We start from the raw sequence: 25,558 nt of genomic DNA, 5'->3' as shown, positions 1-25,558 counted from the left end.
ACTTATTCAGTGGCATTGCCATTGATTGTAGGCTTAATGAGGATAAAGCGTTTGCAAATTATCCAGCGATACGTTCTTGCCTTGGTTATTTTTTCCATCTTAGTGGAGTTAGCGGCTGTATTATTGGGTCGCGTACTCCACTTAAGAAACCTTCCGTTGCTTCATGTTTTTTCAGCGGTTCAGTTTACCTTACTTTGGTTCATTTTTGCCAAACGGCTTATTCCTCCTTTTTCAAAAAGGTTCTTTTTGGGGATATTGATTGCCTTTTGGTCGTTCGCCATTATCTGTGCAATCTGGATTGACGGTATTTATAATTTCAATGCACACGCCCGATCCTTTGGTGCCATCCTCATTATTATCTTTTGTCTGTGCTATTTTTACCAACGGCTGCGTAAGCTTGATCTGGAAAATCTCGAAACAGATCCCCTTTTTTGGGTTGCGACCGGTAGTTTAATTTATTTTTCTGGCAGCCTAATCCTTTTCATTATAAGTAACTATATATTACCCAACAAGGCCATGTCTTTTTCTATGTGGGGGGTCCACGGAATATTCAATACCTTTAACAACTTGTTCTTTATGATTGCATTATGGGTACAACCAACGAAGTAGGTCTTTCTTTTCCACTGTTGCTTTTCATCATCATTGCGATGCTATCGTTGGCAATTGCCATTGTGGTATTCTTTATTGTGTACCAGAAACGACTGCTTTTGCAGCAAAAACAAATTCGCGATATTGAAACTAGCCAGCAAAAACGATTGATGCAAGCTGTAGTTTCCGCACAGGAAGAAGAACGGCGCAAACTGGCCTCCGAACTTCACGATGGCATCGGCAGCCTTATTTCGGCAGGCAAGCTGTACCTAAAGAAAATTGAAACATCAGATTCTATACAGGAATCGAAGCCTCTAATTACCGAGGCGGGTAATATTCTTGACGAAAGCATGCGTACTATGCGCGAACTGAGTAGCAATCTTTCCCCCGCCAGCCTGCAACGCTACGGACTGGTTGCAGCTATTGAAGACCTCTGCCAACGAGTAAGAAAACTACAAAGTCATACCGTTGATTTTGAATGCCAAGGTGAGGTCATTCGCTTACCAGAGGAAGTAGAAAGCTCCCTCTTCCGAGTGGCACAAGAATTGGTAAACAACACGCTTAAACATGCGAAAGCCACTAGTATTGACCTGAGCCTACGCTTTCTGCCCGATCATCTACACTTTCTTTATCACGACAACGGCCAGGGCTTTGATTTGAATGCACCTAAACCTGGCTCAGGCAAAAGTTTTGGCCTGATAAATATAGAAAGCCGCGCGCAACTCATGGAAGCTCAACTCCATCTTGATTCCAGTCCTGGAGAAGGGATGAATCTTTTACTTGTTATTCCAAAATCCATACTTCATGTCACCCATTAAAGTTGCCTTAGTTGATGATCAAACTCTATTTTTAAAAGGCTTACGCCTAATCCTTGAAGGATACCCGGAAATTGATATTGTTATTGAGGCTAATAACGGCACTGACTTTTTGGCTGCCGTAGTCACTCAGGTGCCAGATGTCGTACTCCTGGATCTCAAAATGCCGGAAATGGATGGAATAGAAGTAGCTGAAAAGCTTAAAACTATTGCGCCGGATGTAAAAATCATCTTGTTGACCATGCACGATGACGAACATTTCATCCACCATGTGCTCTCTCTGGGTGCCAATGGTTATTTGCTCAAAAATGAAGAACCCGCTATCCTGCGTGAGGCCATTCAAAAGGTAATGACCCAAGAGTATTACCTTAATGACTATGTAGCTAAAGCCTTACTTAGTAATATTAAAAAGAAGGATACACAAGCTGTAGATCAGAATAAAGAAGCATTATTCACGCTTACCCCAAGGGAAAAAGAAATCCTTCAACTGATCTGCCGGGAACACACTACCAGCGAAATCGCACAGCAATTATTCATTAGCAAAAGAACAGTTGAAGGACATCGGCAGAATTTGCTCGACAAAACCGGAGTACGAAATACTGCCGGTTTGGTGATTTACGCGCTTAAAAACCAGTTGGTTTAAAGCGCCTTGTGGCTTCCATCACAAAAACCAGGTCTCTGGGTGTGTTTACATTGACACATCCCGTAAGTTTTTGTTTCTTCTACCTGAAAAACTTTAGGAGAAAAAGCCGACCCTTTATGAGAACCGTCGCAGAAGGGCTGATTAGAAGATTCTCCACAAGCGCACCAAGCGTAATTTTTTCCAGCTTCTAATTCTACGCGTACAGGTGCCTTGGCGGCAATTTTTGGTTGATCCATCTTTACTGGTTGATTGTTAGTTTGTAATAAAATCCAAATTAAGCGTTAATATCCACACAACAGTTGTATTGACATTAATTTAGAATCAATCTAAGAACGTGTTCTGTTCCAAGTGTAGAAACCTCCTAGCAATACTAGCCCTACAAGCGCCAGCCAGGTATATTTCCACCACCCCTTACCCGATGAGATCAAGGGATGATGATCGCCATAATAAGTTAATCCTGCCCAGTAATAAGGAGATTTTTGAAAAGAGGGAATATCAGGGTTATCTAAAAAAGAAAGCTTTGCCCGTCGCAGTGCCTCCGCTTTGGGTTGATTGGCTGCTAATTCTTCATAAAAGTCGCCCATTAATTGACTGGTAAAGCGGTCATTCAAATTCCATAAGCTGGCAACCACACTGCCGGTACCTGCGTAGATAAACGCTCGCCCCAGCCCCAATACACCTTCCCCGCTGGCCAGCTGCCCCGTTTGGGTTTGACAAGCACTTAAAACGACCATTTCCGCGGGGATAGACAGCTTGTAAATATCAGAAAGGGTCAATATGCTATCGTAAAAAACAATGTGTGGCGCCTGCTGGGACGAATAGCCAAAAGCATGTGTTGAAAGGTGCAAAATTTGATTTTCTGCCTGCTGGGAAAGAAATGCTTGCCTAGTAGCTGCTCCATCCCTCAACAGTTCTGCTGGAAAGTATTCATCAATGGTGGCCAGCTCCTCTCCGCTATAGGCCAACTGCGCATAATCGCCTCTACCCTGTCCGGCAAAAGGAGCTAATGCCAATAAAGTCCCGTCTGCCCCTAAGCGCTCCACCCTGGAGCGGGCATATAAGGTTGCCGAATAAGCATACAGCAGCCTTGAAGTACGTAGTAAGTAATCGGCGGTAGCCAATTGGGCATTACTCGCTTTGCTGGCGATCAGTGTTTCAAAAGGTAAATAGGCCAGCGGGCCAGCAGGAATGATAATAAGCTGGCTGGGAAGATTCGAGAAAAGCGGCGCTATCAACAAGGTATACAACTCATAACTCTGACGAAGAAACGCCTCAGGAGCTTGTTCTATTTCTTGATTGGATTGAAAAAAAGCAAGGTAGTTGGTTAGTATTTGGGCCAGTTCCTCTTGTGGGCCCATATCTACAATATGGGTCGCTCCGCTGATAACACTCAGGGAGTAAACGTTGCGAGTTCCCCAAAAGTAATGTAAAAGCCCACCGTCAGTAGTCGACAAAAATTGCTCTTGAAATTGTGCTTTACCAACCAATTGGTGGTTTTCTTTACTGGTGCCAAACTGAGGATAGGTGGCCGCCAGATGTTCGTAGAACGCACGCAATTGCTCTTGCGCGCTTAAGAAGATAGCTTCTACTTGTTTTTGGCCTCCTTCTTCCACTGTCTGCAAAGCAAACTCTGCTTCTCGCAATTCATTTTTTAATTGCTGCTCGACAATGCGCAAGCTATCAGAGATACGACTTAGTAATTGTGCCCCCTGGACGGCCTCTAGGAGTAAAACCGATTGACTTTTTTCAAAGAAATGGAAAGCCTGATCGCCATCTTCCAATAAGTAAGTGCATTCGATGGCCGCTTCGTAAAATGGCAACACTTTCTGTCGCCAGAACAATTGGGTCGCCTGATCATAATGTCCTTGCCGAATTTGGTCGATCAGATAATCGCCCGTTTGGTAAATAAGCAATGCCTGACGGAGCTGGTTGGTGTCTGCCTTTTTCTGGTAAAGGGCTTTATATGCTAAAGCTATATCGGTAAAATAGGTTAGTAAATCAAGCTTGTGTGGAGAGTATTGGATAAGTTGATGAATCGTTGAACCTTGCCGAGCAGGTAAAATGGTTTCAACTGCTTTCAGGTAAGCCATTAAAGCTGCCTCAGGTTGGTCCATACTTAGGTAAAGCTCTCCGATATTATCGTGACTTTGCGCAATGATTTCAGGTGATTCACAGATTCCCGCCAGTTCCAAACCTCTATTTAACACCTTCTCTGCCTCTTGGAAAAGTTTGGTCTCCAGGTAAGCTACCCCTAAATTATTTGCCACCAAGGCGGCTCGAACGCAATTGTCCCAATCTTCATACCCAGCCAGTGCTTGCTGGTAATAACGAATGGCGTCTTTCTTATTTCCTAATTGATCATAAACCAGCGCTATCTGGTTCTGACAAGCGAAAAAATCTTCCTCTTCCTCTTGCGTTTCGAAAAGCGTAAGTGCGCGTTGCAAGGTATCCAGCGCCTGTATCCCCTCTCCTTTTTCCCAGAGTAACTGCCCCAGATCAAGGTATGTTTTTGCCAGGCTAGACTGGTCATTCTCTTCCTCTGCGACATCGCGGGCCAAGCGAAAATAAGCTGCGGCTTCCGTAAAGGCCCCTTCGTTTTGCCAAACCTGCCCCAATTGCCGATAACTGACCTGCAAACGCCCCTTGAGCTCCAATTGCTCATAGACGTCTACTGCTTTTCGCAAATAAGGCTTTGCTTGCAAATAACTTCCCCGCTCTTTCAAAAAATAACCAAGGTTAAAATTCGACTTACCCTGTGCCAGGGTATAAGTGTTCAAGTTTACAAGTTCCCATTGTCGTTGGGCAGCCTGCGTGAAAACAATGGCAGAATCCAATTGCTCCATGCTGTAATAAGCGGTCCCCAATCGGTGCAAAACCAAGGCCAAGGAATCCGGCCATTGGCCACATTTAGCCAAATTCCTTTGGGTTTGATTCAATTCCTCCATATCACCTTCCTCGATAACGGCACTGATGCTTTTGGAAAAAGAACAAGGGCCCGATTGTGCCGACAGACTTATCTGCACAGCAAATAAGAGTAAAGGAAATATGCTTTTAAGTACCAATGAACACTTTAATACCATAGATTGACAGAGACTATAATTAAATTTTGATAAACTTAGTGACCCAATAAGCATCCTCTTGCTGGATTTGCAGAAAATAGCTACCAGCAGGAAGTGTATTCAAATCCAGGTCGGTCACTTGTCCTACAGACCAAGAAGACTGCTGGTATTCCAGCATGGTTACCCCTCTCATGTCCACTATCTTCAACTGAGTGAAACTACCTTCGGCCTCCGCACGCACTTGGATGCGATCATTCGCAGGATTGGGATAAAGCGTAAATTGAGGCGATTGACCTCCTGGAGCAGTATCTACTGGAGTGATACAAAACCTATTGAGGTCTAAGCGGCGGGCTTGGATAATATCCGGAAAATACGGCTCAAACTGTTCAGCACAATCCAGCAGACGATCCTTCGCACCCAACGGACCGGCGCAATACGCAACGGCCAAGGCGGCACTAACCGCCGGAGCTGCCATAGAAGTCCCTGATTTATCATCAAATTCATTGTTCTGGGTAGATTGTGGTGTTGCCCTGGGTACGGAAGAATTAATACTCACCCCTGGCGCAGCAATATCCACTAAGGTATTACTAACATTGGAGAAATCGGCCAAGGCTATTATGCCATTAGGATCAACCCCTTCTGCGGCTACACTAATCATATTACTATTGTCATAACAAGCAGGATACTGTAAGAGCGTATCCAGTCGCAGGCCTTCATTGCCCGCCGCCGAGACGACGTAAGCCCCCGCCAGCTCAACACTATCAAGTGCATTTTGTAAAATCTCGCTGGGGTCCCCATAAAAGCCCCAACTATCATTGATGATTCGAGCACTATCCTGAATGGCCTGATAGGTTGCACAAGTTACGTTGAAGAGGGTAGCCACCCCATGTTCATCATGGGTTTTGTAGGGTAGAATTTGATAACTGCAATTGTCTTCATCGTGATTGAGCGTACGCAGCGTTCTCGCCACAATCCCCGCTACGTGGGTACCATGGCTGTTGTCATCAAAAACATTATTGAGGCTATCGACAAAATTCCATCCGATAGGATCATTGACGAGGCATTCTTCATTATTAACATCCGGAATACGGTAAATAAACTGGCTTACTTCCTCATGGGTTATGTCCAATCCGGTATCCAAAATTGCGATACGCAAAGCATCTACGGGGCTGACAGCGAAAGGTAATAACTCTGCTGGAGTGAGGGGCTGAATTGGCGTATCTATGCGATCTTGAAGCTGCGTACCATTATAATAATTGTAATCTACACCATCTACTTTTGCCGTACTTCCTGTTCCCTTTTTATTAGAAAGAATACCTATCGACCCACCCTCGGGGCCTTGGTTATCTCCAAAATTAAGGGGATCATCCGTGAGCTCCCATAGCTCGAGGCGATCACAAACACAGGTGGATATTTTCACCGCGCCTACCGTATCGCGAATAAGTTGTTTCTCTGGTTCCGTCACACCTGCTGCAAACTGTACCACCAGCTGCTTGGGTACATACGCCCAGCCTACGCTATCTACCTGATAATTATCGTAAGGTGTACCAAAATTAGCGAGGCTGTCGCCGAAAAAGGAAGGCCGAGTTTGTGGGTATGGATAATCATCGAAAAACTGTACATCATCGATTAACCAAAAATAATTGGTGCCTTCGAAAACAAATTCGAGTTGTACATTTTCATTATTTCCTGCCGCCATGCTGATATCAAAAATTTGCACATCGCGGTGTGAAGTTTCAATATTAATACCCACATTTGTATTCAAAGTAATGGTCTCCAGGATCATCCCATCAACAAGAATATTTAATCGGGTAGCCCCCTGCCAACGTCGGTAATACTGTGTAAAACGAAGAAAAACAGTGGCATTGCCCGAAAAATCATAAGAGCGAGAAGTCACGCGGCCGATGTCTCCTTCTGCCGCCCTATAAGCAAGTGCTCCTGGCCCGGAAACCGCGTCTATAGGCGGGCGGCCATCCCAAAAGTTATTGGCGCTATTGGCACGGCCATCAGCCGACCATTCCCAACCGGTACTGCTGGTCCAGCCGTTTAAGTCGGTATCAAAAGTATCCTCGTCCAAAATGGACTGGGTAAATGACGGGCTTGTAGCCGCCAACAGGAATAATACCAGACATGAATTTTTAAGTAGGTTCATATGTGTTAAATAGGTTTGTAAGGGTAAATCATTCTGTAGATTAAAGTTCTTCCAACAACTGAGTAGCCTTATCATATAGTGCAGGATCTGAATCGTCGAGTTTTTGTAATTCGGCTTTCGCTTGCGCAAACTCTTCTGTCTTTAGGTAACTCAGTGCCAGGTACCAACGCCCATAGTTGCGCAATGCGCTATTGCCCTCGGCCAACTCCTCAAACAATTGTCGAGCTTTGGTCGTACGCCCCGTTTCTAGTGCGCTGATCCCAAGCGCCAGTTGGAGTTGTATATTCTCGGAAGACAAATCCGTCAATTCATTGAGTAAACCGTAAGCTGTCTTGTAATCCTTCTCACCATAAGCGGCCTCTGCCTGCTGAGCCAAGGCCAGCGCATCTCCTTTTTCCACCAGTGCCAGTGGTGGATGTTGGGCATAAGCATTGTAAAGGTTACCCGAATCAAAAGGATTCCAAACGAGTAACACTAGCGCAATAGCAGCAGCTATACTTAGCCCCACGTAGAGCCTACGGCGGGCCAGCGGTACGATTTTCGCCGCCTTTTCAACTGGCGAAAAATAGGTGCCGCCCAAGTTCTTCATAGCCGTTTCTAAATCCGGTTGCTGGGCCTTCGTGCGTAAATAAGTATGCATCTGCTGCCGGAGTTCCAGTTCTGCAGCCAATGGCTCCTCTTCCTTTAATCGCTGGCGGAAAGCAGCCTTTTGGTCACCGGATAGTTCGTCCTGTAAATATTGATCGAGCAATTTGTAGTCCTCTTCTTCCATGTTCCTTCTTGTTACGCAAAAAATAAATCGCAATTTATTTTTGGTGCTATTCCTTAATTTTGAGCCTGATACAAGGTGCGCCAGCGACCAACACAAGCGTTTTTCCTGCGATAAACGGTATTGGCATCATTCATCCCCAATTGCACAGCGGCCTCTCCGGAAGATACGCCCGAGATCAATAAATGGAGTAGTTGTTGACACAATTCACTTAGTTGTTGAAAGCACGCATCGAGCTTACGCTGTCTTATTTGCTCTTCTTCAATGGCTTCCAGCATAGGAACCAACGAACTTTCATCCTTATATCTCTCTTCCTCCCAATTCCTTACCTCTGCCTCTTTATTTTTTTTTCGTAACTGGTTCAACCACTTGTTTCGGCATATCCGAAAAATAAGTGCACCCAGCGGACAGGTAAGAACAAAGGAGTGGTCGTTGGCCTTTTGGTGTAAAGCGATGATCGCTTCCTGAAAAATATCTTGCGCATCCTCCTCGTGCCCATTGTTCTTGATGATCCACGAACGGATTGTCGGAGCATGATCTTTGTACACCTTGTTGAGGATGGAAAAGTTGCCCGCTCTCATGGCTTCAATAATATGTTGATCGGTGTGTGCTTGCATTTTTTATCCTTGTAAAGCAATGATAAGAAATCTAAGATACTTATTTTGGTAATGCGCTTCTTGTCTTTGCCATTTCCTCTTCTTGACGTATATTGAATCCGATACAAATAGAAACAAATGCTTCTGAACTGTCCTCATTGTAATGCAGCCATTCCCGGCACGGAGATTAACATCCCTGATAATATCGCCAAATGTGCTGAATGCAATCAGGTTTTTCGGATCAGCGATGCTGTCGATGGTTCTTTCAACAATGAGCACAAGACCCACCTGATGATGCCCCAAGGGATCGAGGTCGTACCGGGCTTGCAGCTCGATATTAAGCTAAAATGGCGCTTAATAAGTCGCGTAAGAAGCTACTTTATCATCGGCACTATGTTCACAGTAATTCCTCTAGTCGGAATTGTAGCACTAACATCAAATCATCAAGAACTTCCTTTTTTTGTTCCTTTTATTTTAGGCTTGTTCTTGCTCATTGGTGTTTATTTCTTGTTTAAAGCCATTTCCTTTTTAATCAACACCACCTACCTCAGTGTCACGGCCTTCGAGCTTCGTAGTGAACATCGCCCCATTAATTTTCTCGGTTGGAAAAACTTACAATTCTCCCGCGACCAAGTGGCTCAATTGTACGTGGAACGCTATGAAGAGAGTCGCACGAATGACCGCGCTAATTACGCTTACAATGTGCTCGTCTTCTTAAAAAGCAAGGAGATCGTCAAGCTGATCAGTGGCTTAAAGAACCCACGGGTAGCTTTTTATCTGGAGCATCAAATCGAAAAATACATGGGCCTAAAAGACCGTCCAATGGAGGGGGAATACATCCCAGGCCAGCGTGATCCCCGTTTAATCATGCAAGTAGCAAAGCAACTGGAAAAGATGCCCGCCTTTTTACAGCGGATAGTCAAAGATAAATTAGAGAAAGAGCAATAAGATGAACTTTTGTAAAAACATCGTGACACAATTTCCTTTCAAAAAAAGGTTGCCATAAATCACCTTATAATATCACGCCCTGATTCGTACCTTTACTGCAACAACCATAACAAAACCGACATCAATGGATCGTATCGTTACCCTTGACGAATTCATCATCAAACGCCAGAAGGATTTCCCTTATGCCTCCGGAGAGCTTACCGGCTTGCTACGAGACATTGGCGTTGCGGCCAAAATCGTCAACCGTGAAGTCAATAAGGCCGGCCTTATCGGTATCCTTGGCCGGGCAGATTCTGAAAATGCTACTGGCGATGAAGTCCAGAAGCTAGATCTTTTCGCCAACGAAAAACTCATAGAATGCTTACGCAACAGCGGTGAGTGTGCAGGTATCGCCAGTGAAGAAGATGAAGACTTCATCCCACTAACGCCCGTTGATGGCAAAGAATCAAAGTATATTGTCGTTTTCGATCCACTCGATGGTTCTTCCAATATTGATGTCAACGTCTCCGTAGGTACCATTTTCGGCATCTATCGCCGGACAAGCCCCCTCAGTGAGCCTTGTGACAAAGCGGATTTCCTCCAAAAAGGCACCGAACTTGTAGCTGCTGGCTATGTGCTCTATGGCACCTCTACCCTACTGGTCTACTCTACCGGCCGTGGTGTCAATGGTTTCACGCTTGACCCTAGCATTGGTGAATTTTGCCTTAGCCATCGTGACATCCGCATTCCTGACCGTGGCAATTACTACTCTGTCAATCAGGGCTACTACCTCAAGTTTGATGTAGAAATGCGGCGCTATATTGACCACTGTTCAGACCTCAACCTGCGCCTGCGCTATATCGGTAGTATGGTTAGTGATATTCACCGCATCCTCTTCCAAGGCGGCATCTTTTTGTACCCCAACACCCGCAAATTCCCTCGTGGAAAGCTGCGGTTGGTTTACGAATGCAACCCGCTTGCTTTCATTGTTGAACAAGCCGGAGGGCGCGCCATCACCTGCCAGCTCAAGCGTATTCTGGACCTCGAAGTAAAGCACTTGCACCAGCGAGAATCCATTGCCATCGGCTCACCTGCTATGGTCGATGAGATGCAGGAATTTGTAGATCGCTACAGCGCAGCACCAAGCTTTGGTAAAGAAATAGCTTAGCGCTTGTTGCCTTATGGGCTATGCCTTCTGCCGACTGATGCAGTCGGGAGAAGGAAACGGGCTGTCTGCTCCCTTTTTTAGCTCCATCCCCCGGCTCCTTCCTCGCGAGGAAGGAGTGACGTAAAGTAGTGTGCGCTGCACCAATAATGGCTAGCCTGAAATGGGGAAGTTATTCTTCGCTGATCCCTTAGCACTTTCTTTTTTGCTTGACCACAAAATTGTCAGAGAAGGTAACTTTTTTGCTCGCCAACGGTTATGTATAAAAATAACTTGTAGCTACATGAATTCTTCGCCCATCCTCCAGATCAGTCCATTAGGTTTTCCTTGGAAAACACAGGACCCTTTTTTGTTTTGTGTCTACCACGCTGATAATTATCCCGAAGGGAATGAAAACATGGGGCCAAATGCGTCGCTGGCTGGACGCAACCTTGGGCAAGATTTTGTGATTAAAGATGGTTGGCGCATGTACCACGGCCAACAAGTGCCTGGGTTTCCAGCTCACCCGCACCGTGGTTTTGAAACAGTGACCATCGTTAAAAAGGGGCTGGTCGATCATTCCGATTCCTTGGGCGCTATGGCCCGATTTGGTCATGGTGATGTGCAATGGCTTACCTCTGGGAAAGGCCTGCAACACGCAGAGATGTTTCCGCTCCTGGAACAAGAGAAGAAAAACCCATTGGTGCTTTTTCAATTGTGGCTAAACTTGCCGAAGGTGAGTAAATTCGTTGAACCCCACTTCCGGATGCTGTGGAGCGATATGATTCCGCAGGTTGTTCACCAAGACAGCAATGGCCACACTACCGAGATAGAACTTACGGCTGGCACTCTTGGCGAAGTTTCTGCCCCCGCTCCTACGCCCAACTCCTGGGCTGCTGACCCTGCAAATGAAGTAGCTATTTTTACCATCAAGATGGCACCTGGTGCTGAGTGGACGCTCCCCCTTGCTTCCGCCGAGGCCAATCGCTCTCTTTATTATCACGAAGGAGGTAGCCTGAATGTGGCAGGGCAAACCATTCAACCCAATCATGGGCTAGAACTGCGCGCCGACCAAGAAACCATCCTCAAAAACGGAGAAAAAGAGGCTTATCTCCTCCTACTGCAAGGACGCCCCATCAATGAGCCGGTCGTGCAACACGGCCCTTTCGTGATGAACTCGCAAGCTGAAATAATGGATGCTTTCCAGGAATATCAGCGCACCCAATTCGGTGGCTGGCCCTGGTCGAGTTCCGCACCTGTACATGCCCGCGAGCAAGGCCGCTTCGCTCGCCATATTGATGGTACGGTGGAGGAGAAGGGGTAAGGGTTTTGATGGTTAGATGGTTGATGGTTAGATCGTATTGCATGCAATACTAGGCTGTATGGAAGGTGTAAGGGTTTTAAAGGTCGGGAATCGTAACATGAGTTCCCGAATTTTGATTGTCATCAAAATCCGTGCTGACCAACTGCAAAATCTATCGTTAAAGACGAACCCCATGATTTCTACTAATGAAATCATGGGGTTTTCTACAAAAGTCGGACAAATCACTCTTTTTAGCTATTTACGGACTCTTTCTAAGTTAAAGTCAGGCTGGATTTTGGCCTTAGCCAAAATTCGGGATGACTTATGTTTAATTCATCCAACTCAACCCATTGCGGAGTAAAAGGCCGGCAATACCTGCAATCAAGGGCGCCAGCACACAGATGACCATAAAGCGGTAATAGACTTTTGGCACTCTGGAGGTCTCCACAAGCTCTACCAACTTGGCAATGACCAAAATAGAAAGCGCAATCCCTCCCAATATCATGCTGAGGATCAGGGCGAGGTAGTCGTTCCAAAACCAAAGGAGAAGGTAGATCACTAATTGTACCAAAAAGGCTTCAATCGTGACCAGCTTGTCCAGTAGTGGATGTTCCTGACGGAAGGGGGTGCTCATAGTTATTAATCTTACTTAATCTTCAGTTTAGCATTGATAAACTTACCAACAGCTTCGCCTTGGTCTACACCGTTGAAACAAGCAGGTGCATAATGAATGCCACCATACAGTCGTGACACTGCTGCCTCTTCGCTGGCGGCCAAGAAACTTTCGAAACTCCGTACGGGCAGGCCGTATTCTACCTCCACACTATCCACAAAAGCAAAATTATCGCCGTAAAGCTCCGTTAAAGTTACCGCAGCAGCACGACTGATGACGCTGTGGCCACTCGTATATTCCGGGAAAGGTGGCGTTTGGAGTGCTGGCAACCAGTTTTCATCAATATAACGGTTGATGAATGTTTCAGGGCGTAACAAACGCGAGCGGTACTTTTCATCCCAACAGCTGATAAAAGCGTCTGCAAGAGCGATGCTTGTGAGGGAATAAGTCGCTGCGGCTTTCGCAAAGTCAGCATCTACCTTGATAGCAGCTTGCATAGCGATTCCCATCCAATGGCCACCAGGGGTAATTTTCTTGGTGGCAAACATCACGTGGCCAGTAGTGTGGCTAACGAATGGGTTACAGTCCCAAAATTCAGCAATAGCCATTTTTTCTTCGCGATCTTCATCCAATACGGTGTAGACTTCCATAACCTCTTCGTAGAACTTACTGTCTTTCTCAAGGCTAAAGGCCGTAGGAGGAGCAGGGGTAAACTGCCCCGAAGAATCTAGCACGAATGGACGAATTTTATTCCAGGAAGGCTCAATACCGTCCATGTAACTAGGAGGCGTAGGTTGCCATTCGGCGGGATTGTCGGTGATAGAATACTTGGGAAAAGTACGCGTCTGCTTGTAGTTATCAGTACTACTATAAGCAATAATCGCCGCAGCAACTTCATCGCCATAAGCCAGAGAACGCTCCTTTACCCCGCCAGGAATACCGATCTCATCAAATTCCATCATGAGCTTTTCCCGAAAAACGCGCATACTATCTTCTGAAAAAATGAGGGTCTGCCCAACTTTCAGGAAAGCCGTCACCGCTGCCAAAGGATAGCAGTACTCAACACCTTCCTGAGGTGCAGGAACTCCTGAAAAATCATTCAGCTGGCCAGCTAGCGACTGGTAGTCTGCATTGGCACTAGCCATTACCTCGTAGGCGGCGAGACTGGAGTAAGCATAAATACGGCTGGCCACTGGTGGTGAGAAAATATCATGCACGATCACATCCGTCAACTGCTTGACGGAGCGGTGCAAGTAGGCCGGATTGGCAGCTTCTTGTTGAAAATCAGGGTTTACTTCCTCGCAGCTAAAAAAGGTAGCCAGTGGAAGTAATAGGAAGGCAAAATACCGCAATTTCATAGTCTAGATTCTACGTGGTTGATAACATCGAAGTACAAAGATATTAAGATACTGTGTATTATAATATTCTATTGCAGTAATAGGGGGGTAGGGCTATTAAAATCATCTAAGAAGTGATTCATCGATGAAAAACGATGGTTGAGCATTTTTTTACATTAATTTCAGTTGCACAGGCAACCAATTGCGATGCTTATCCGTTCTTAAATCGCAATGAGCGAAAATTCGCAACTATTAATCAGACTTTCGTAGGTAACCCGGATTACCACAACAATCACACTATTATGATGACCATGACAAGCCAGGCGATCGCATCTCCCAGACCCCAGATTAACCAAGTGGTTAATACTATTAGCTGGACCCTCAATGTAGCTCCCCAGCGACTGCTCCCTTACACTCACTTTGTTGATGACCTACACCTGGATGATGTAGACATGATGCTGCTTATCGCTGCACTGGAAAACCACCTCAAGGTGTATCTCACCCCCGAAGAAGTGAATAAAATTCAAACAGTAGGTGATGCTACTCGCTATTTTTCGATGAATTAAGTAATTAGCGCTTGTTGGGGTTTTCAACCAGGCTCCGGATAAGCACAATCACTACTTTTAAAGACTTAAAAAGCTCGACCGCTCCCCAAGCGATCGAGCTTTTTTTGTTACAATAATTTAAAGACTATCCTCCGAACCACGCAATGCCGGCAAAGCCGCCACTGCGCCCACTGGTCGCTATTCGTCTATCCGCTGAGGCGGACAAGTCGCATAGCTAGCCAGTGGGGGCGTTAATAAAGCGTCACCATGTGTCCGATCCCTATATCTATTTCTTCACCTTTCTCAATTTTACCAAGATGGATAATGTGTAGACTATCCTTCTGTTCATTTAAATTGGTGAGAAATTCTAAGTTTTCATTAATTCCTTTATTCATAAAGAATGGAAAACTGAATTGAGCAAATTTTAGCTTTTTATTTTGTTCGGTCCAATAATATTCTTCAATAAAATAATGGCTAATTTCCCCAGGAAATAAAGTATCTCTATTATCTGCTGCTGCTGAAACCGTCAACCTTGACTCTCCCAAAATGGTATCTTTATTTAGAGATACAGAAAGATACCCAACAGTTTCTGGGCTATACCATTTAACTCCATAGACTTTTGTATAAGGAATAATTACGGTGTCAAGAAGATTGTTATTGATTTGAATAAGTAATATTTTTCCATCGTGAACCTTGTGATAAAACGGAGCAAAAGAGCTAAGTTCTTTTTCGTCTGTTATCAACTCAACAAGTAGTTTTTGGGGACTTTCACCTGAATCAGACTTATTCTTAATACAACAATATTGAGTTACGACAATGAGTAAAATCAAAGAAAATAGCTTAGTCATAATCATAATTATTTTGAGAGTCGATACCGCTGAATTAAAATTTTGTGCCGCAGGATAATTAGACAACCACTACATGATTCACGCCCTTCTTTTATTGCATCCTGGGTCATTTTAAGACTTCCTGTAGAATTCAAGTTAGGGTATCCATCATCATGCCCTTTAAATGAAGTATAATACGGGGTTTTATTATTAATAGCTAAATCTGACTTTTGTAATAACTGATGTAGAAGCTCATGTGCCACTGTATAACCAATAGCATAATTCCAATCACTGCCATATCCATTTTTACTTTTTAAAATTCCCGCATTTACGTAACTAGAAAAACTACGCCCATTCCAAGCAGAGACCTGGCCTCCTATTTCCAATACGCTATGACCTGGATCTTTGCCGTAGTAACTTGCATATTCGTTTTCATTAACAAGAGCTAAGAAAAATTCATCAGGCTCAGAATTACTCCTGCTGTAAGCATCTGATCCCGAAACAATAGAAAAAGTAAATATTCCTTCGAAACCATTTGATGTATAAATATCCGCAACGACATTTGTAATGTCTAGTAATTTTTCAGTACTAAATTTAGCTACGTTGGCAATTGTTGCTTTAAATTCTTTCAAAGACTCGTCATCTGGCCCAGCTCCATGATAAGCTCCCATTTCTTCCATTCGATCAAAAAGTGACACTCTCATTCCGTCGGGATCAATAAATCTAAGTGGATTATTAGTCACATACGTATACGGACTAATATCAATGTATTTCTCCGCCAACGGATCAACCTGTCCCCATCTACCCACCGCCGGATCATAGTACCTTGCACCATAATCATACAGCCCCGTAGCCTCATCTAACTCCTTACCATTATACCGATAGATATACTCCCGCTACTCCCCCTAATAATCAGACAACAGCCTCCGCGCCTGGCGGCCGATGTTATCGTTGACTTTTTCGCCGTCGATGTAGTTTCCGGGATGTTCGCTGGGGGAATCACGGTAGAGTTCGAGCTCCCATTGTGGGTTGTTGCGCTCACCGATGACATCGGAATGCAGGAGTATGAAATCGTCGGCAGCCAGGGAAGGGTTATAGAAAATAAAGCGGACGTTGTTTTGGTTGGTGCGCTCAATTTCGTTGTACGACCACACTTCGTACGGAGGAGCAGAAGGCTCATTTTCACTACGAGAGATGTCGTTTGGCTGGCCGTACTTGATGTACATATAGCCGCGGTCGGTTTCGAAACCATGACGAAAACCCGATTGAAACATCTGATCTACCGCAGCGGCAACCTCCATAAATTCTTTGTAAATCTGCTCAGGATTGGTGCGATTTTCGCGCAGCCAGAAGCCATACAAATACATTCGCTGCGCACGCAGGCTATCGTTGCGTAGCATGATATCTACCAGCTCTACATCACTTTGTGGCAAGAGTGGCGAAATAGCGCGCAGGCTATATTCCAATTCCTCCGGTGTCAGGTCTTGCACAAATTCTTCTTCGATGGTCACCGTAGCCATGGCTTCTTCAAAATTCTGGGCATCCACCATCGGGTTGCTGCGCTGAAACATCATCGAACGGGTACTCAACAAAGCACGTTCCCGGTTTCGTACATCTACGACCAACTGATAGTTTCCGGAAGGTAAATCGCTGATATCCATCCTTAGTAAAAGTGGGTTCACCGTGGCGGGGTCTTGCCGCTTGTGGGCAAGCATCAACGTTTCTGCTACACCATTTTCCATTTTATCAACCCGATAACTCACCACAAAGGGCTGAGCTATGGCTTGATCACTGTTATATACCTCGTGGTAAAAGGTCAATATGTTAGCACCTCTGCCGTAGTAGTTGAAAGGTAGCGGCTCCATCAGCAGGTCATTCTTCACCATCGGACCAGGGGCTGTAGCAGGCTCTACAGCTGCCAGTAGCTGAATGTCCGACTGCGCCAGTTCTGCTTCCGGAAAATCCAGGGATAGGTCAGCGCTGTATCTGCGAGTTTCCTCTGGCAGGTTGGCATCGGTCACTTCTACCCGAAGCTTATAATCCCCTTCCGGCAACGGATACCGCTTGAGGTCAATAAAATCTACAATATAGGCACCTACCGGACTTAACAGGCGAAACTTATCATATTTGATGATACGCTCTCCTTGTTCAAAAAACACCAGTATATCTACTGCTCCCTGTACTGTCGAGTCACTTTGCTCAACAGTCGTAACAGTCTGCCCTGAAACGTGCAGGTACACTTCTACATAAGTGCCTTGTGGGCTATTGAACCGAGCAAAGGAAAGGCTGGCATCAAGCGCACTTAGGGGCACACTCAGCATCAGTAAAAAAGCTAGAAAGAATAGGTTTTTCATAACGGTCGGAATTGGTACGTATCTTACGAAGATACATATAAACGGAGGTCACTCGCCGACTTTTATACCCAAAAGTCAGGAAGCTGATAGTCTAAGCTGGACTTTCGGTAAAATGCTACTCCGCGGGCTGGCGCAACACCATCCGGAATTTTTTACGCCGCAGTTCAGTGGTCAGGATAAGCTCCCCTTCTATAAAAGACTCAATCAGGAAGTCGGCTTCAATGGGGCCACCGCGCTGAAGGATGGCCGCTCCATCTAGTTCGTAAGCGTAGGCTTCTTCTGCACCAGTCATGTTGGTTAACAATTGACCATCTTCCGAAAAGTCGAAATACATCCCTTCCATGGTCGTCGTGGGTTCTCCGTCGCGTGTTGCACTTTGGATTTCCCAGTGGCCCGCCAAATCGGTGGTAGCAACAGCATTGTCATCGCCACAGGAAGCCAGAAAAAACAAGGCGATGGAAAACAAGGAAAGCGTAGTAATCTGGAATTTCATAGTAGTAATTAATAGTATAAAGGTGGCCAAACGTCATTGGCATTGAAGTAGTCTTTCACCAATCACGCTGTGCTTGGGTTGCCCCAAGTAGTTTGCTCATTGTTCCTGTCTCCAAGGGAGTTAGAGGTCCAACAGCAATTCCGGGGTCAAAAATAGTGGGAAATATGTAAATAAGTGACCAAGCCTTAATTTTTTCTCTAAGTCCCTAAAGACATCAATACTTTATCCGGCAATACTTCTCTTCCTTACTACCAAGATCTACAAGTACCAACAGATACTCCCCTCTCGGAAATTGATCTAAAGGTACAACGTTGAGTATTTTAGGGACAGATAAAACAGCTACGTCCTCTCCTTTTTCATTGACTATCTTCAATAATTTTTCCGCACTGGACAGGCGAAGCAATAAACTCGGCACCTCTCCTAATTCCAAACCAAGGTCTGCCTTGGTATTTTCTCCAAAGTCGGTTTCTGTCAAGTGATATCCATCATAATCGATACTCAATTCAAAAGTACTGTGGCCTGCAACGTTCACCGTCAAAACGGCTGTATCCTCTCCCTTAGTCACCAACCAACGGGGCCGTAATTTACCACTAGCACCTCCGGGCAAAACCAGTTGTGGGGGTAAAACCACCCCGTCCTTATTGCTACCAAACTCCAAGAAGAGTGTCTCGGCAGATTGATTGCTCAAAGTAAACTCCCCAGCAACCGTATCACCTATCCTTCCTAACAAGCTAACGGACAAATCAGCAAGCACCAAACTTTGATCCCGGAGAAATAAATACGTCGTACCCTTCCAATCAACTTTCTCTACGTACCGCAGCTTCCAGTGCTCGTCATAAATATAATCGTAGGTAGCACCATCCCGAAAAAAAGTTTTACGGTCTACTTTCCCATTGTAAAAAAAGGTATAAGTACTATCTTTCACCCTCAGTTTCCGAGGGTCTTTTGCCGAAGTCAATACTCCCCGCATAAACAAGTCTTCCGCGCTCATATCTCCGAGTCTATGGCCATCAATGACCGTCGTATCATCTTGCAATCTACTTGATTGGTAAATAATTGTTCGCACATTACCCTCAGCATCATAGGTCTTAATGACCCATTGTCGCTGGTTTTCTAAATCGATAACAAGGGTATCTGTTTTTTGTCCAAATAACGTGGCACTAAAGCCTACTGCAAGGAGGAGTATTAGGTGTTTCATGCGCGTTTTTATTAATTCGTCACAAACAATATCCCTTCTAAGATGCAAAAAAACTTCGCCATGGTGGGGTACGTCTACATATCTGACACCTAATTTAGGTGCGGGGTGCGGGGGGAATGCTCCATTTTCTTGTTTCTAACTCCCGAATTTTGTGCGAAGTGCTTCGGACTTGGGGGTAACCGTACAATCGCACTGGTACGATTGGCGCAAAAATCAGGTGCGCAGGCCAACAGGCCGAAGCACGAGCGCAGGGACGAGCAGGACAAAGGGTGGCAGCGGTATGTAATGCGCAGCATTGCATGAGAGCGAACGACCTGGTGCCGATCCCGTCCCGACTAGAAAAGTCGGGACGGGAGATGGCATGGCCCCACCTTCGAACCCAAAGTCGGAAGTAGCAAGTGATGGGAGGTCGGAAGTATTTAGTGCACCAAAAGTCGCACACCGCACTAACTCCGCACCCCGCACAAGATCGTACCAATGCGATCAGTGTAACTTAGAGCTTGTTGGGAAATTTAATTTGGTGAAAAGGAAATAGTTAAAGTATTCGACGGAAATAGGTTGGTGCTTCCTGATTTTCAAGGATTTTCGAACCTGCCGTCGAACTAAAAACCTCACTTAGCCCGCTAAGCTCGATTTTGACTTCTTAGACAGAACCGTAAATCGTTGAAAATCAGTTCGCAAATTTCCCAACAAGCTCTAACATAAACATATTTATACGAAATAGCCCGGCTAACTCGCCTAAAAATCGCTGATCGACAACTGCAACTGAGGTACTGGCGCCGGATGATGCCCCAAACGCAGGTAATCCCAGGTCGCCAGCGCAATCATGGCCGCATTGTCGGTGGACCAACGCAGGGGCGGCAAACATAATTCTACGCCCATTTTGGTACAAAGCTCACCTGCTTGTTCACGCAACTGAGGGCTGGCTGCAACACCACCGACTACCACCAGCGATTTGACCGGATACTTCTTCAACGCTTTCCGGCATTTGGTCAGTAAAATCTCCATCGCTGCTTCTACAAAAGAGGCCGCCACGTCATTTACAACGGGTGCTTCGTCTAAGGCATTCAGGTGACGAGATACTGCCGACTTCAGGCCAGAAAAAGAAAATTCTAACCCTTTGTGCAGCATTGGGCGCGGAAAAGGGATCGTAGCTTGGCCTTGCTTGGCGGCACGATCAACTACGGGGCCACCGGGATAACCAAGGCCCAGCATACGGCTCACTTTGTCATAGGCCTCACCAACGGAGTCATCACGCGTAGAGCCCAACAGCTTGATATCTGTAGCGCTTTCCATATGCGCCAAAAAGGTGTGGCCGCCGGAAACCAATAAAATTATCGCGGGGTATTTGACCCTTTGTTCTTCCAGGTCTGCACTACGCAAATGCCCTCGCAGATGATTAACGCCAATCACGGGAACGTCCCAGCCCAAGCCCAAGCCCGAGGCCGAGGTGAGGCCCACCAAGAGCGAACCTATGAGGCCCGGGCCGCGGGTTACTCCGATAGCTTCCAAATCCTCGTGGGTGATGCCTGCATCAAGCAAAGCCTTGTCAATAGCTGGCAGGATCGACTGTACGTGGGCACGGCCCGCCAATTCGGGGAATACCCCTCCGTATTGGGAATGAATTTCCGCCTGTGAAGCAATCACAGAAGACAATACTTCCCCCTGTGCTGTCACTACCGCTACGGCAGTGTCATCACAAGAAGATTCGATACCAAGAACGTATTTAGCCATGTGTCTTTTTACTTTAAGTAAGGTGCTAAATCAGTAGCAGGAATGACTCCTTCCCGCTCAATAACAGGAGGGTTCATGCGGCAGTTGACCAAGGTAGAAGGAATAGTTGGGATGGTGCCTCCGTCAATGGCTACATCCGGTGCAAGGTGCAATTGTTCCAAAATAGCCGCTACCTCCGTCGGTGTATCCTCGCCTGAAGCATTGGCGCTCGTCACCAACAGAGGGCCGGTAGCCCGCAAGATGGCCAAGAGGTGCTCATCGTCAGGAATGCGGATGGCTACCTCGTCGCGGCCAGTCAGCCAGTCAACTTTAGGCTTGTCAGTAAAACCAATGGCTACCGTAAGTGCGCCAGGAACGTATTCCGAGTTCAATAAACGGTGCGTTGGTGCATTGATATCAACCCCTAGTGTTTCCATATCAGTAACATTTGCTACCATAATCGGCAGGTTCATGCTACGTGGGCGATCTTTCATGGCGTACAAGCGATCTACCGCTTCCGGAAAACCAGGATGAACGGCCAAGCCGTAAACGGTATCAGTGGGCAACATGACTACACCACCTTGCTTTAAGCTCGCAATAGCTTCTGTGACAGCTGTGCTGGATGCTTTCAGAATTTTATTCACCTTGTTTAAACATTAACGATTGTTCTGTAATAGGTACTACAAATTGAGGAAACCTAAGCTCCCTGCTACCAAGGTTGGGAAGCATGGGCACCATATCGGTTGCGAGGCCAAACTTATACCCTGTATCATAAATGGTATGTTCAGGGAAAGCGGTGATCAGTTGCTCGCGGTGAGCGCCAGCTACTGCCCAGGTGGTATGCTCCCCAAGGGCTTTGCGAACAGTCTCTTCCATTGGGCCATAAAGCGTTTGCTGCACAGCTCCGTCGGCGTACAAGCCTACATAGGCATTGCCCTTGATAGATTTTACGGTTACCACGGTTGGGCAGTTGTAACGGGCAGTTGCGGGTGCTCCCAGTAATTCAAAAGTATTTACTGCAATGATGGGAATACCAAGGCTGTAGGCCAAGCTATTGGCAAAAGCAACACCAGCACGAATGGCACTCGTCCCTCCTGGGCCTTGGTTAATGGCAATACGTTTGAGGTCACTGGCTTTACGGCCAGTGGCTTTAAATGCGTGTTTTGCCAGTGCTGGCGCATCTTTTAGCGTTTGAAGTTCTGTATGCTGGGTGGAATCAAACAGAATTTCACTCCCTGCACTCAGCACAACACCGTAAGGCAGTGCTGAAGATTCAATACTCAGGCTTATTTTTTCCGTTGCGCTCATAGATCAAGCTAATTTCAATAAAGACAGCCGCTGCTGCCAGTTGGCACCAATGGGCGAAAAAGTAAATATCCGTGAGGTATCCTCCTGTTCTACAAAGGCAATATCGATAAGAAGGTATTCCTCAAAATCTTCCGCTACTTTTTGCCCCCACTCGATAAGGGTTATGGCTTCTTCAAAATGTTCCTCCAGGGCCAAGTCTCTGAACTCTTCGATGCTCTCGATACGATAAACATCCATGTGCAGGAAATCACCACTATTAATACGGTAAAAATTAGCAATGGTATAAGTAGGGCTGGAGATATAATCCTCCGAACCCAGCGCTTGAGCCAGTGCTTTTACGAAAAATGTTTTCCCCGCAGCCAATGGGCCGTTCAGGATCACCACATCTCCAGGCGTTAATAGCTTACCTAAAGCGGCGGCCAATTGCTGCGTTTCTTCCGGACGCTGCACAGTAATTGTCTGCATTTTTTCTCTTTTTAATTCTGAGAAAACAAACCAGATGGAATTTGGTGCGCAAAGATACAGGAATTGTTTATTTGATTTTTTTGTACAAGCCAAGAAACCTTCCTTTCTTGCACTGATTTTGGAACTTTCGTCAGAAAGAATCCCTTCTTTTTTTACAAAAAAACAACTCCCGTCATGATGAAATTTTTCTTCTCAACTGTAGTAATACTACTCACATTCAACTTAATGACCAGCTGCGGGAATACCGAAGGCGTCGCGGAAGGAACAACCGAGGCTGTCATGGAAGAGCAACAGGAAGCTGCCTCCGAGGCCGAAACTACCTTAAAGGAGAAAACCAAAAGTATAGAAGTTTCTACCTATAAAACGCCTGCAGCGATGAAGGAGGCTGTTGAGAGCCTCTCAACAGATATACAAAGCAAAATTACGAAGCTCGAAGCTGACTTGAATAATTCCAACGAAGAGGTAGCAGCGATGGCCGAAAAAAAAATCGGTGCCCTCCGCGAATACGAACAACTACTACAGGAATATGAAGGAAAATTTGACAAAATCAACGAAACCGATGCTCCTGATTTTGGAAAAAACGTAGCCACCTTAGTCAATAAAATTAGACGCGACATTGCTACGTTTGACGATAAAAAATAATCAGTAGGTCGAATGATTTGCTTTGTTATTCTTGCAAAAAAAAAGCCCGGGAGCGTTCGCTCCCGGGACAATCACCCTAAAATATGTCTACTCGTGTAGACCCCGATTATTACTTACGGTCTGATGATGACATGTCTTGCGTCATATCAGAGGCGTTTATCATTTCCTTTGTATACAAGTTATTCAACGTCGACTGTGCCTCGGTGAAAAAGTTGTATGCGTGCTTGGATTGGTCAAGGTATAAGGTATTTGGATCAATCTTTTCAGCGGCGGTACGCAACGATTTCAGATACTCATCAGCTACTACCACGCCGTCCAACTCGGCTACTTCCTCCATCAAGGTTGCTACTGTGGTGAAAGCTACCTTAGCGGCATCAGCATGTGTATTGGCATATTTGTCATCGGTCATTTCCATCGCTTTATCCTTAATGGTGGCAATGTGCATGTCGAAGTCTTCAATTTCTCCGTCTACCGTGTTCATCGTGGCTTCAATGGTACGGGTAAGCTTCATCAAGCCATCATAAGTATATTGATGATCCAACGACGTTGTTCCGTCGATCTCAATATCATTTTTCTTCATCCAGGTGTTGTAACGATCAATTTCCCGGTAGTAGGTAAATTCAGGGCTGTCTAAATCAATCAAAACGGGAATATATTCAATCGTTTTTTCTTGATTTACGCGGTTAGAAATCGCTTCTTCCAGAAGGAAAAACTCGAAGGCTTTACGGTAAGAGACCGCATCTTCCATTCTATCAAAAGTTTCCTTCCGTAGTCGTTGTTCGTTGATATTGATCTCCCAATAATCTTCTATATATTCTGCCGATTCTTCAGCTTCATCAGCTGGTCGATCATCTTCTTTCATTTCTTCCGCATACTCATCCATGAGTTCGGTGCGCTTGTCCATGAGTTCGCTCCGTTCTTTCATGTACTCCATATATAATGGATCAAGCGATATAATTTGATCTGACGTTAAGTTTAGTGCTTCGTAAGCGTATTCACGGAAACTTACACGCAGGTAAGCATCAAGCATGCGCTCATAATCAGCAACGCTTACGTTATCGGTAGTCATCTCTTGTTTCGTGTCGGTAGTACTGGTCATCATGTCGCTCCCTGTCTGTGCGAATGCACTAGTTGTCATACTTATAATAAAGAGCAAGGGAAGCATAAATCGGTTAATCATAATTTCTTTTAATTTAAATTCTAAATACGCTTTTGCAACGAGCCAATCCGGTTTGATGTTCGTTGATTCCTCTATTAATTTTATTATTTTAAAAATAATCTCTAAGAGAGATTACGATATGCTTTATTTTTAACAACCAAGGCTAATAGAAAGCAAAACCACGACTACACCTTAACCCAGCACCCTTCAAAAACGGTACGATATAAAATAAAATGATTAAATATAATCAAAAAAGGCGACTCAATAAAATCATAAACAACTAAAGATCAACAAATTACAACCTTGGCACAGCTATTGAACTATAAGAAGTGTAATCAAAAAAACATTTATGTCTACGACCGATTTTTCAAATCAGCTTAATAACCTCGAACTTTTCTTATTTAATTTTGCCTTACGTCTTACCCACAATAAGGACAAAGCAAAAGACTTAGTGCAGGACACTTCACTAAGAGCTTTTCGTTACCGCGAAAAATTCCAAGCGGGTACTAATTTTAAAGGTTGGATCGCTACTATTATGCGTAATACCTTTATTAATAATTACCGCAAAGAAAAGCGCCAACGTACAGTAAGCGAACCTGTAGAAGATTTGGCTTACGGGTTGGAGAGTAAAACAATTCCAAGTTACGCTGCCGAAATCAACTTACGAGTAGAGGAAATTCACCGTAAGATTGACAAGATTGGCGATTTGTACGCTGTTCCTTTTCTGATGCATTACCGTGGCTACGAATACCAAGAGATCGCTGAACACCTTGACCTTCCTATAGGTACAGTGAAAAGCCGAATTTTTACAGCACGCAAAAAATTAAAAAGCGCCATTAATCGGATGGCTTCTTAAGATTACAACTTTTAGAGCCTGTTAGAGATTTAGTCTTCAGCGACGTTCGCTC

25 protein-coding genes and 1 pseudogene are annotated in these 25,558 nt (G+C 45.2%); 8 read left to right on the top strand and 18 right to left on the bottom strand.

The window, feature by feature from the left end; translation table 11 throughout:
• Positions 1–587: 587 nt before the first annotated feature.
• Both A3EU_RS0126600 and A3EU_RS0126595 read left to right on the top strand, forming a co-directional pair.
• Positions 588–1,406 (top strand): sensor histidine kinase, encoded by an 819-nt coding sequence (locus A3EU_RS0126600; RefSeq protein ID WP_020539235.1) that lies wholly within the window; start codon positions 588–590, stop codon positions 1,404–1,406.
• The gene (locus A3EU_RS0126595; protein WP_020539234.1) at positions 1,393–2,046 is read left to right on the top strand and encodes a response regulator; all 654 of its coding nucleotides are present in this window, start codon (positions 1,393–1,395) and stop codon (positions 2,044–2,046) included. The genes A3EU_RS0126600 and A3EU_RS0126595 overlap by 14 nt, the downstream gene beginning before the upstream one ends.
• Here the strand turns inward: A3EU_RS0126595 and A3EU_RS0126590 are convergent.
• The 5 genes from A3EU_RS0126590 to A3EU_RS0126570 all read right to left on the bottom strand — a co-directional run bounded on the left by A3EU_RS0126590 (position 2,043) and on the right by A3EU_RS0126570 (position 8,643).
• Positions 2,043–2,282, bottom strand: a complete 240-nt coding sequence (locus tag A3EU_RS0126590) for a CDGSH iron-sulfur domain-containing protein (protein WP_020539233.1) — start codon at positions 2,280–2,282, stop codon at positions 2,043–2,045. The genes A3EU_RS0126595 and A3EU_RS0126590 overlap by 4 nt on opposite strands.
• A 90-nt stretch (positions 2,283–2,372) precedes the next feature.
• Positions 2,373–5,069, bottom strand: coding sequence for a CHAT domain-containing protein (locus A3EU_RS0126585; protein ID WP_169433404.1), 2,697 nt, complete (start codon positions 5,067–5,069; stop codon positions 2,373–2,375).
• 76 nt (positions 5,070–5,145) lie between these two features.
• Entirely contained in the window at positions 5,146–7,257 is a 2,112-nt protein-coding gene (locus tag A3EU_RS0126580; protein WP_020539231.1) for a S8 family peptidase, read from the bottom strand.
• A gap of 40 nt (positions 7,258–7,297) precedes the next feature.
• Positions 7,298–8,029: a tetratricopeptide repeat protein gene (locus tag A3EU_RS0126575; RefSeq protein WP_020539230.1), complete on the bottom strand. Its 732-nt coding sequence runs from the start codon at positions 8,027–8,029 to the stop codon at positions 7,298–7,300.
• Positions 8,030–8,082: 53 nt separating this feature from the next.
• Positions 8,083–8,643, bottom strand: a complete 561-nt coding sequence (locus tag A3EU_RS0126570; protein ID WP_020539229.1) for an RNA polymerase sigma factor — start codon at positions 8,641–8,643, stop codon at positions 8,083–8,085.
• A 117-nt stretch (positions 8,644–8,760) separates the two neighbouring features.
• Here A3EU_RS0126570 and A3EU_RS0126565 point away from each other — a divergent pair, with 117 nt between their 5' ends.
• The 3 genes from A3EU_RS0126565 to A3EU_RS0126555 all read left to right on the top strand — a co-directional run bounded on the left by A3EU_RS0126565 (position 8,761) and on the right by A3EU_RS0126555 (position 12,017).
• Positions 8,761–9,570, top strand: coding sequence for a hypothetical protein (locus A3EU_RS0126565; protein WP_020539228.1), 810 nt, complete (start codon positions 8,761–8,763; stop codon positions 9,568–9,570).
• 124 nt (positions 9,571–9,694) lie between these two features.
• Positions 9,695–10,717 (top strand): class 1 fructose-bisphosphatase, encoded by a 1,023-nt coding sequence (gene fbp, locus A3EU_RS0126560; RefSeq protein ID WP_020539227.1) that lies wholly within the window; start codon positions 9,695–9,697, stop codon positions 10,715–10,717.
• A 280-nt stretch (positions 10,718–10,997) separates the two neighbouring features.
• Positions 10,998–12,017 carry a pirin family protein gene (locus tag A3EU_RS0126555; protein WP_026211606.1) on the top strand — a complete coding sequence of 340 codons (1,020 nt, stop codon included), beginning with the start codon at positions 10,998–11,000 and terminating at the stop codon, positions 12,015–12,017.
• A gap of 307 nt (positions 12,018–12,324) precedes the next feature.
• Here the strand turns inward: A3EU_RS0126555 and A3EU_RS0126550 are convergent, their stop codons facing one another.
• Together A3EU_RS0126550 and A3EU_RS0126545 are read right to left on the bottom strand one after the other, a co-directional pair.
• Positions 12,325–12,630: a hypothetical protein gene (locus A3EU_RS0126550; RefSeq protein ID WP_020539225.1), complete on the bottom strand. Its 306-nt coding sequence runs from the start codon at positions 12,628–12,630 to the stop codon at positions 12,325–12,327.
• 11 nt (positions 12,631–12,641) lie between these two features.
• Complete coding sequence (locus A3EU_RS0126545) at positions 12,642–13,967, bottom strand: vanadium-dependent haloperoxidase (RefSeq protein ID WP_020539224.1); 1,326 nt, start codon at positions 13,965–13,967, stop codon at positions 12,642–12,644.
• Positions 13,968–14,248: 281 nt separating this feature from the next.
• On the opposite strand from A3EU_RS0126545, the gene A3EU_RS34675 reads away from it, so the two are divergent.
• Positions 14,249–14,512, top strand: coding sequence for a phosphopantetheine-binding protein (locus A3EU_RS34675; protein WP_169433403.1), 264 nt, complete (start codon positions 14,249–14,251; stop codon positions 14,510–14,512).
• Between the two features lie 230 nt (positions 14,513–14,742).
• Here A3EU_RS34675 and A3EU_RS0126535 read toward each other — a convergent pair whose 3' ends face one another.
• The 10 genes and pseudogenes from A3EU_RS0126535 to tsaE form a co-directional block, all read right to left on the bottom strand.
• A complete protein-coding gene (locus A3EU_RS0126535; RefSeq protein ID WP_026211604.1) occupies positions 14,743–15,339 on the bottom strand; it encodes a hypothetical protein in 597 nt (198 codons plus the stop codon).
• Positions 15,340–15,347: 8 nt separating this feature from the next.
• Positions 15,348–15,998 (bottom strand): hypothetical protein, encoded by a 651-nt coding sequence (locus tag A3EU_RS0126530; RefSeq protein ID WP_044087000.1) that lies wholly within the window; start codon positions 15,996–15,998, stop codon positions 15,348–15,350.
• Between the two features lie 15 nt (positions 15,999–16,013).
• Positions 16,014–16,202: pseudogene (locus A3EU_RS35140) on the bottom strand (RHS repeat-associated core domain-containing protein); the annotation flags it as partial.
• A gap of 21 nt (positions 16,203–16,223) precedes the next feature.
• Entirely contained in the window at positions 16,224–17,672 is a 1,449-nt protein-coding gene (locus A3EU_RS0126525) for a GWxTD domain-containing protein (protein WP_020539220.1), read from the bottom strand.
• 115 nt (positions 17,673–17,787) lie between these two features.
• Entirely contained in the window at positions 17,788–18,165 is a 378-nt protein-coding gene (locus A3EU_RS0126520; protein ID WP_020539219.1) for a hypothetical protein, read from the bottom strand.
• Between the two features lie 214 nt (positions 18,166–18,379).
• Positions 18,380–19,363: a hypothetical protein gene (locus tag A3EU_RS0126515; protein WP_020539218.1), complete on the bottom strand. Its 984-nt coding sequence runs from the start codon at positions 19,361–19,363 to the stop codon at positions 18,380–18,382.
• A 738-nt stretch (positions 19,364–20,101) separates the two neighbouring features.
• Complete coding sequence (gene tsaD, locus A3EU_RS0126510) at positions 20,102–21,097, bottom strand: tRNA (adenosine(37)-N6)-threonylcarbamoyltransferase complex transferase subunit TsaD (protein ID WP_020539217.1); 996 nt, start codon at positions 21,095–21,097, stop codon at positions 20,102–20,104.
• Between the two features lie 8 nt (positions 21,098–21,105).
• Complete coding sequence (locus A3EU_RS0126505) at positions 21,106–21,720, bottom strand: L-threonylcarbamoyladenylate synthase (RefSeq protein ID WP_020539216.1); 615 nt, start codon at positions 21,718–21,720, stop codon at positions 21,106–21,108.
• Complete coding sequence (locus A3EU_RS0126500; RefSeq protein ID WP_020539215.1) at positions 21,713–22,384, bottom strand: hypothetical protein; 672 nt, start codon at positions 22,382–22,384, stop codon at positions 21,713–21,715. The genes A3EU_RS0126505 and A3EU_RS0126500 overlap by 8 nt, the downstream gene beginning before the upstream one ends.
• Positions 22,385–22,387: 3 nt before the next feature.
• The gene (tsaE, locus tag A3EU_RS0126495; RefSeq protein WP_020539214.1) at positions 22,388–22,849 is read right to left on the bottom strand and encodes a tRNA (adenosine(37)-N6)-threonylcarbamoyltransferase complex ATPase subunit type 1 TsaE; all 462 of its coding nucleotides are present in this window, start codon (positions 22,847–22,849) and stop codon (positions 22,388–22,390) included.
• A gap of 174 nt (positions 22,850–23,023) precedes the next feature.
• On the opposite strand from tsaE, the gene A3EU_RS0126485 reads away from it, so the two are divergent.
• A complete protein-coding gene (locus A3EU_RS0126485) occupies positions 23,024–23,491 on the top strand; it encodes a hypothetical protein (RefSeq protein ID WP_020539212.1) in 468 nt (155 codons plus the stop codon).
• A gap of 109 nt (positions 23,492–23,600) precedes the next feature.
• On the opposite strand, the gene A3EU_RS0126480 is transcribed toward A3EU_RS0126485, so the two are convergent.
• Positions 23,601–24,671 (bottom strand): hypothetical protein, encoded by a 1,071-nt coding sequence (locus A3EU_RS0126480; RefSeq protein ID WP_020539211.1) that lies wholly within the window; start codon positions 24,669–24,671, stop codon positions 23,601–23,603.
• Positions 24,672–24,999: 328 nt separating this feature from the next.
• Between A3EU_RS0126480 and A3EU_RS0126475 the strand changes: the two genes are divergently transcribed.
• Entirely contained in the window at positions 25,000–25,506 is a 507-nt protein-coding gene (locus tag A3EU_RS0126475) for an RNA polymerase sigma factor (protein ID WP_020539210.1), read from the top strand.
• Positions 25,507–25,558 lie beyond the last annotated feature (52 nt).

The organism is Lewinella cohaerens DSM 23179, assembly GCF_000379805.1.
In the GTDB taxonomy this organism is placed as follows: domain Bacteria; phylum Bacteroidota; class Bacteroidia; order Chitinophagales; family Saprospiraceae; genus Lewinella; species Lewinella cohaerens.
Note: the sequence above shows the minus strand (reverse complement) of the source record. Positions and strands in the feature narration are given on the sequence as shown.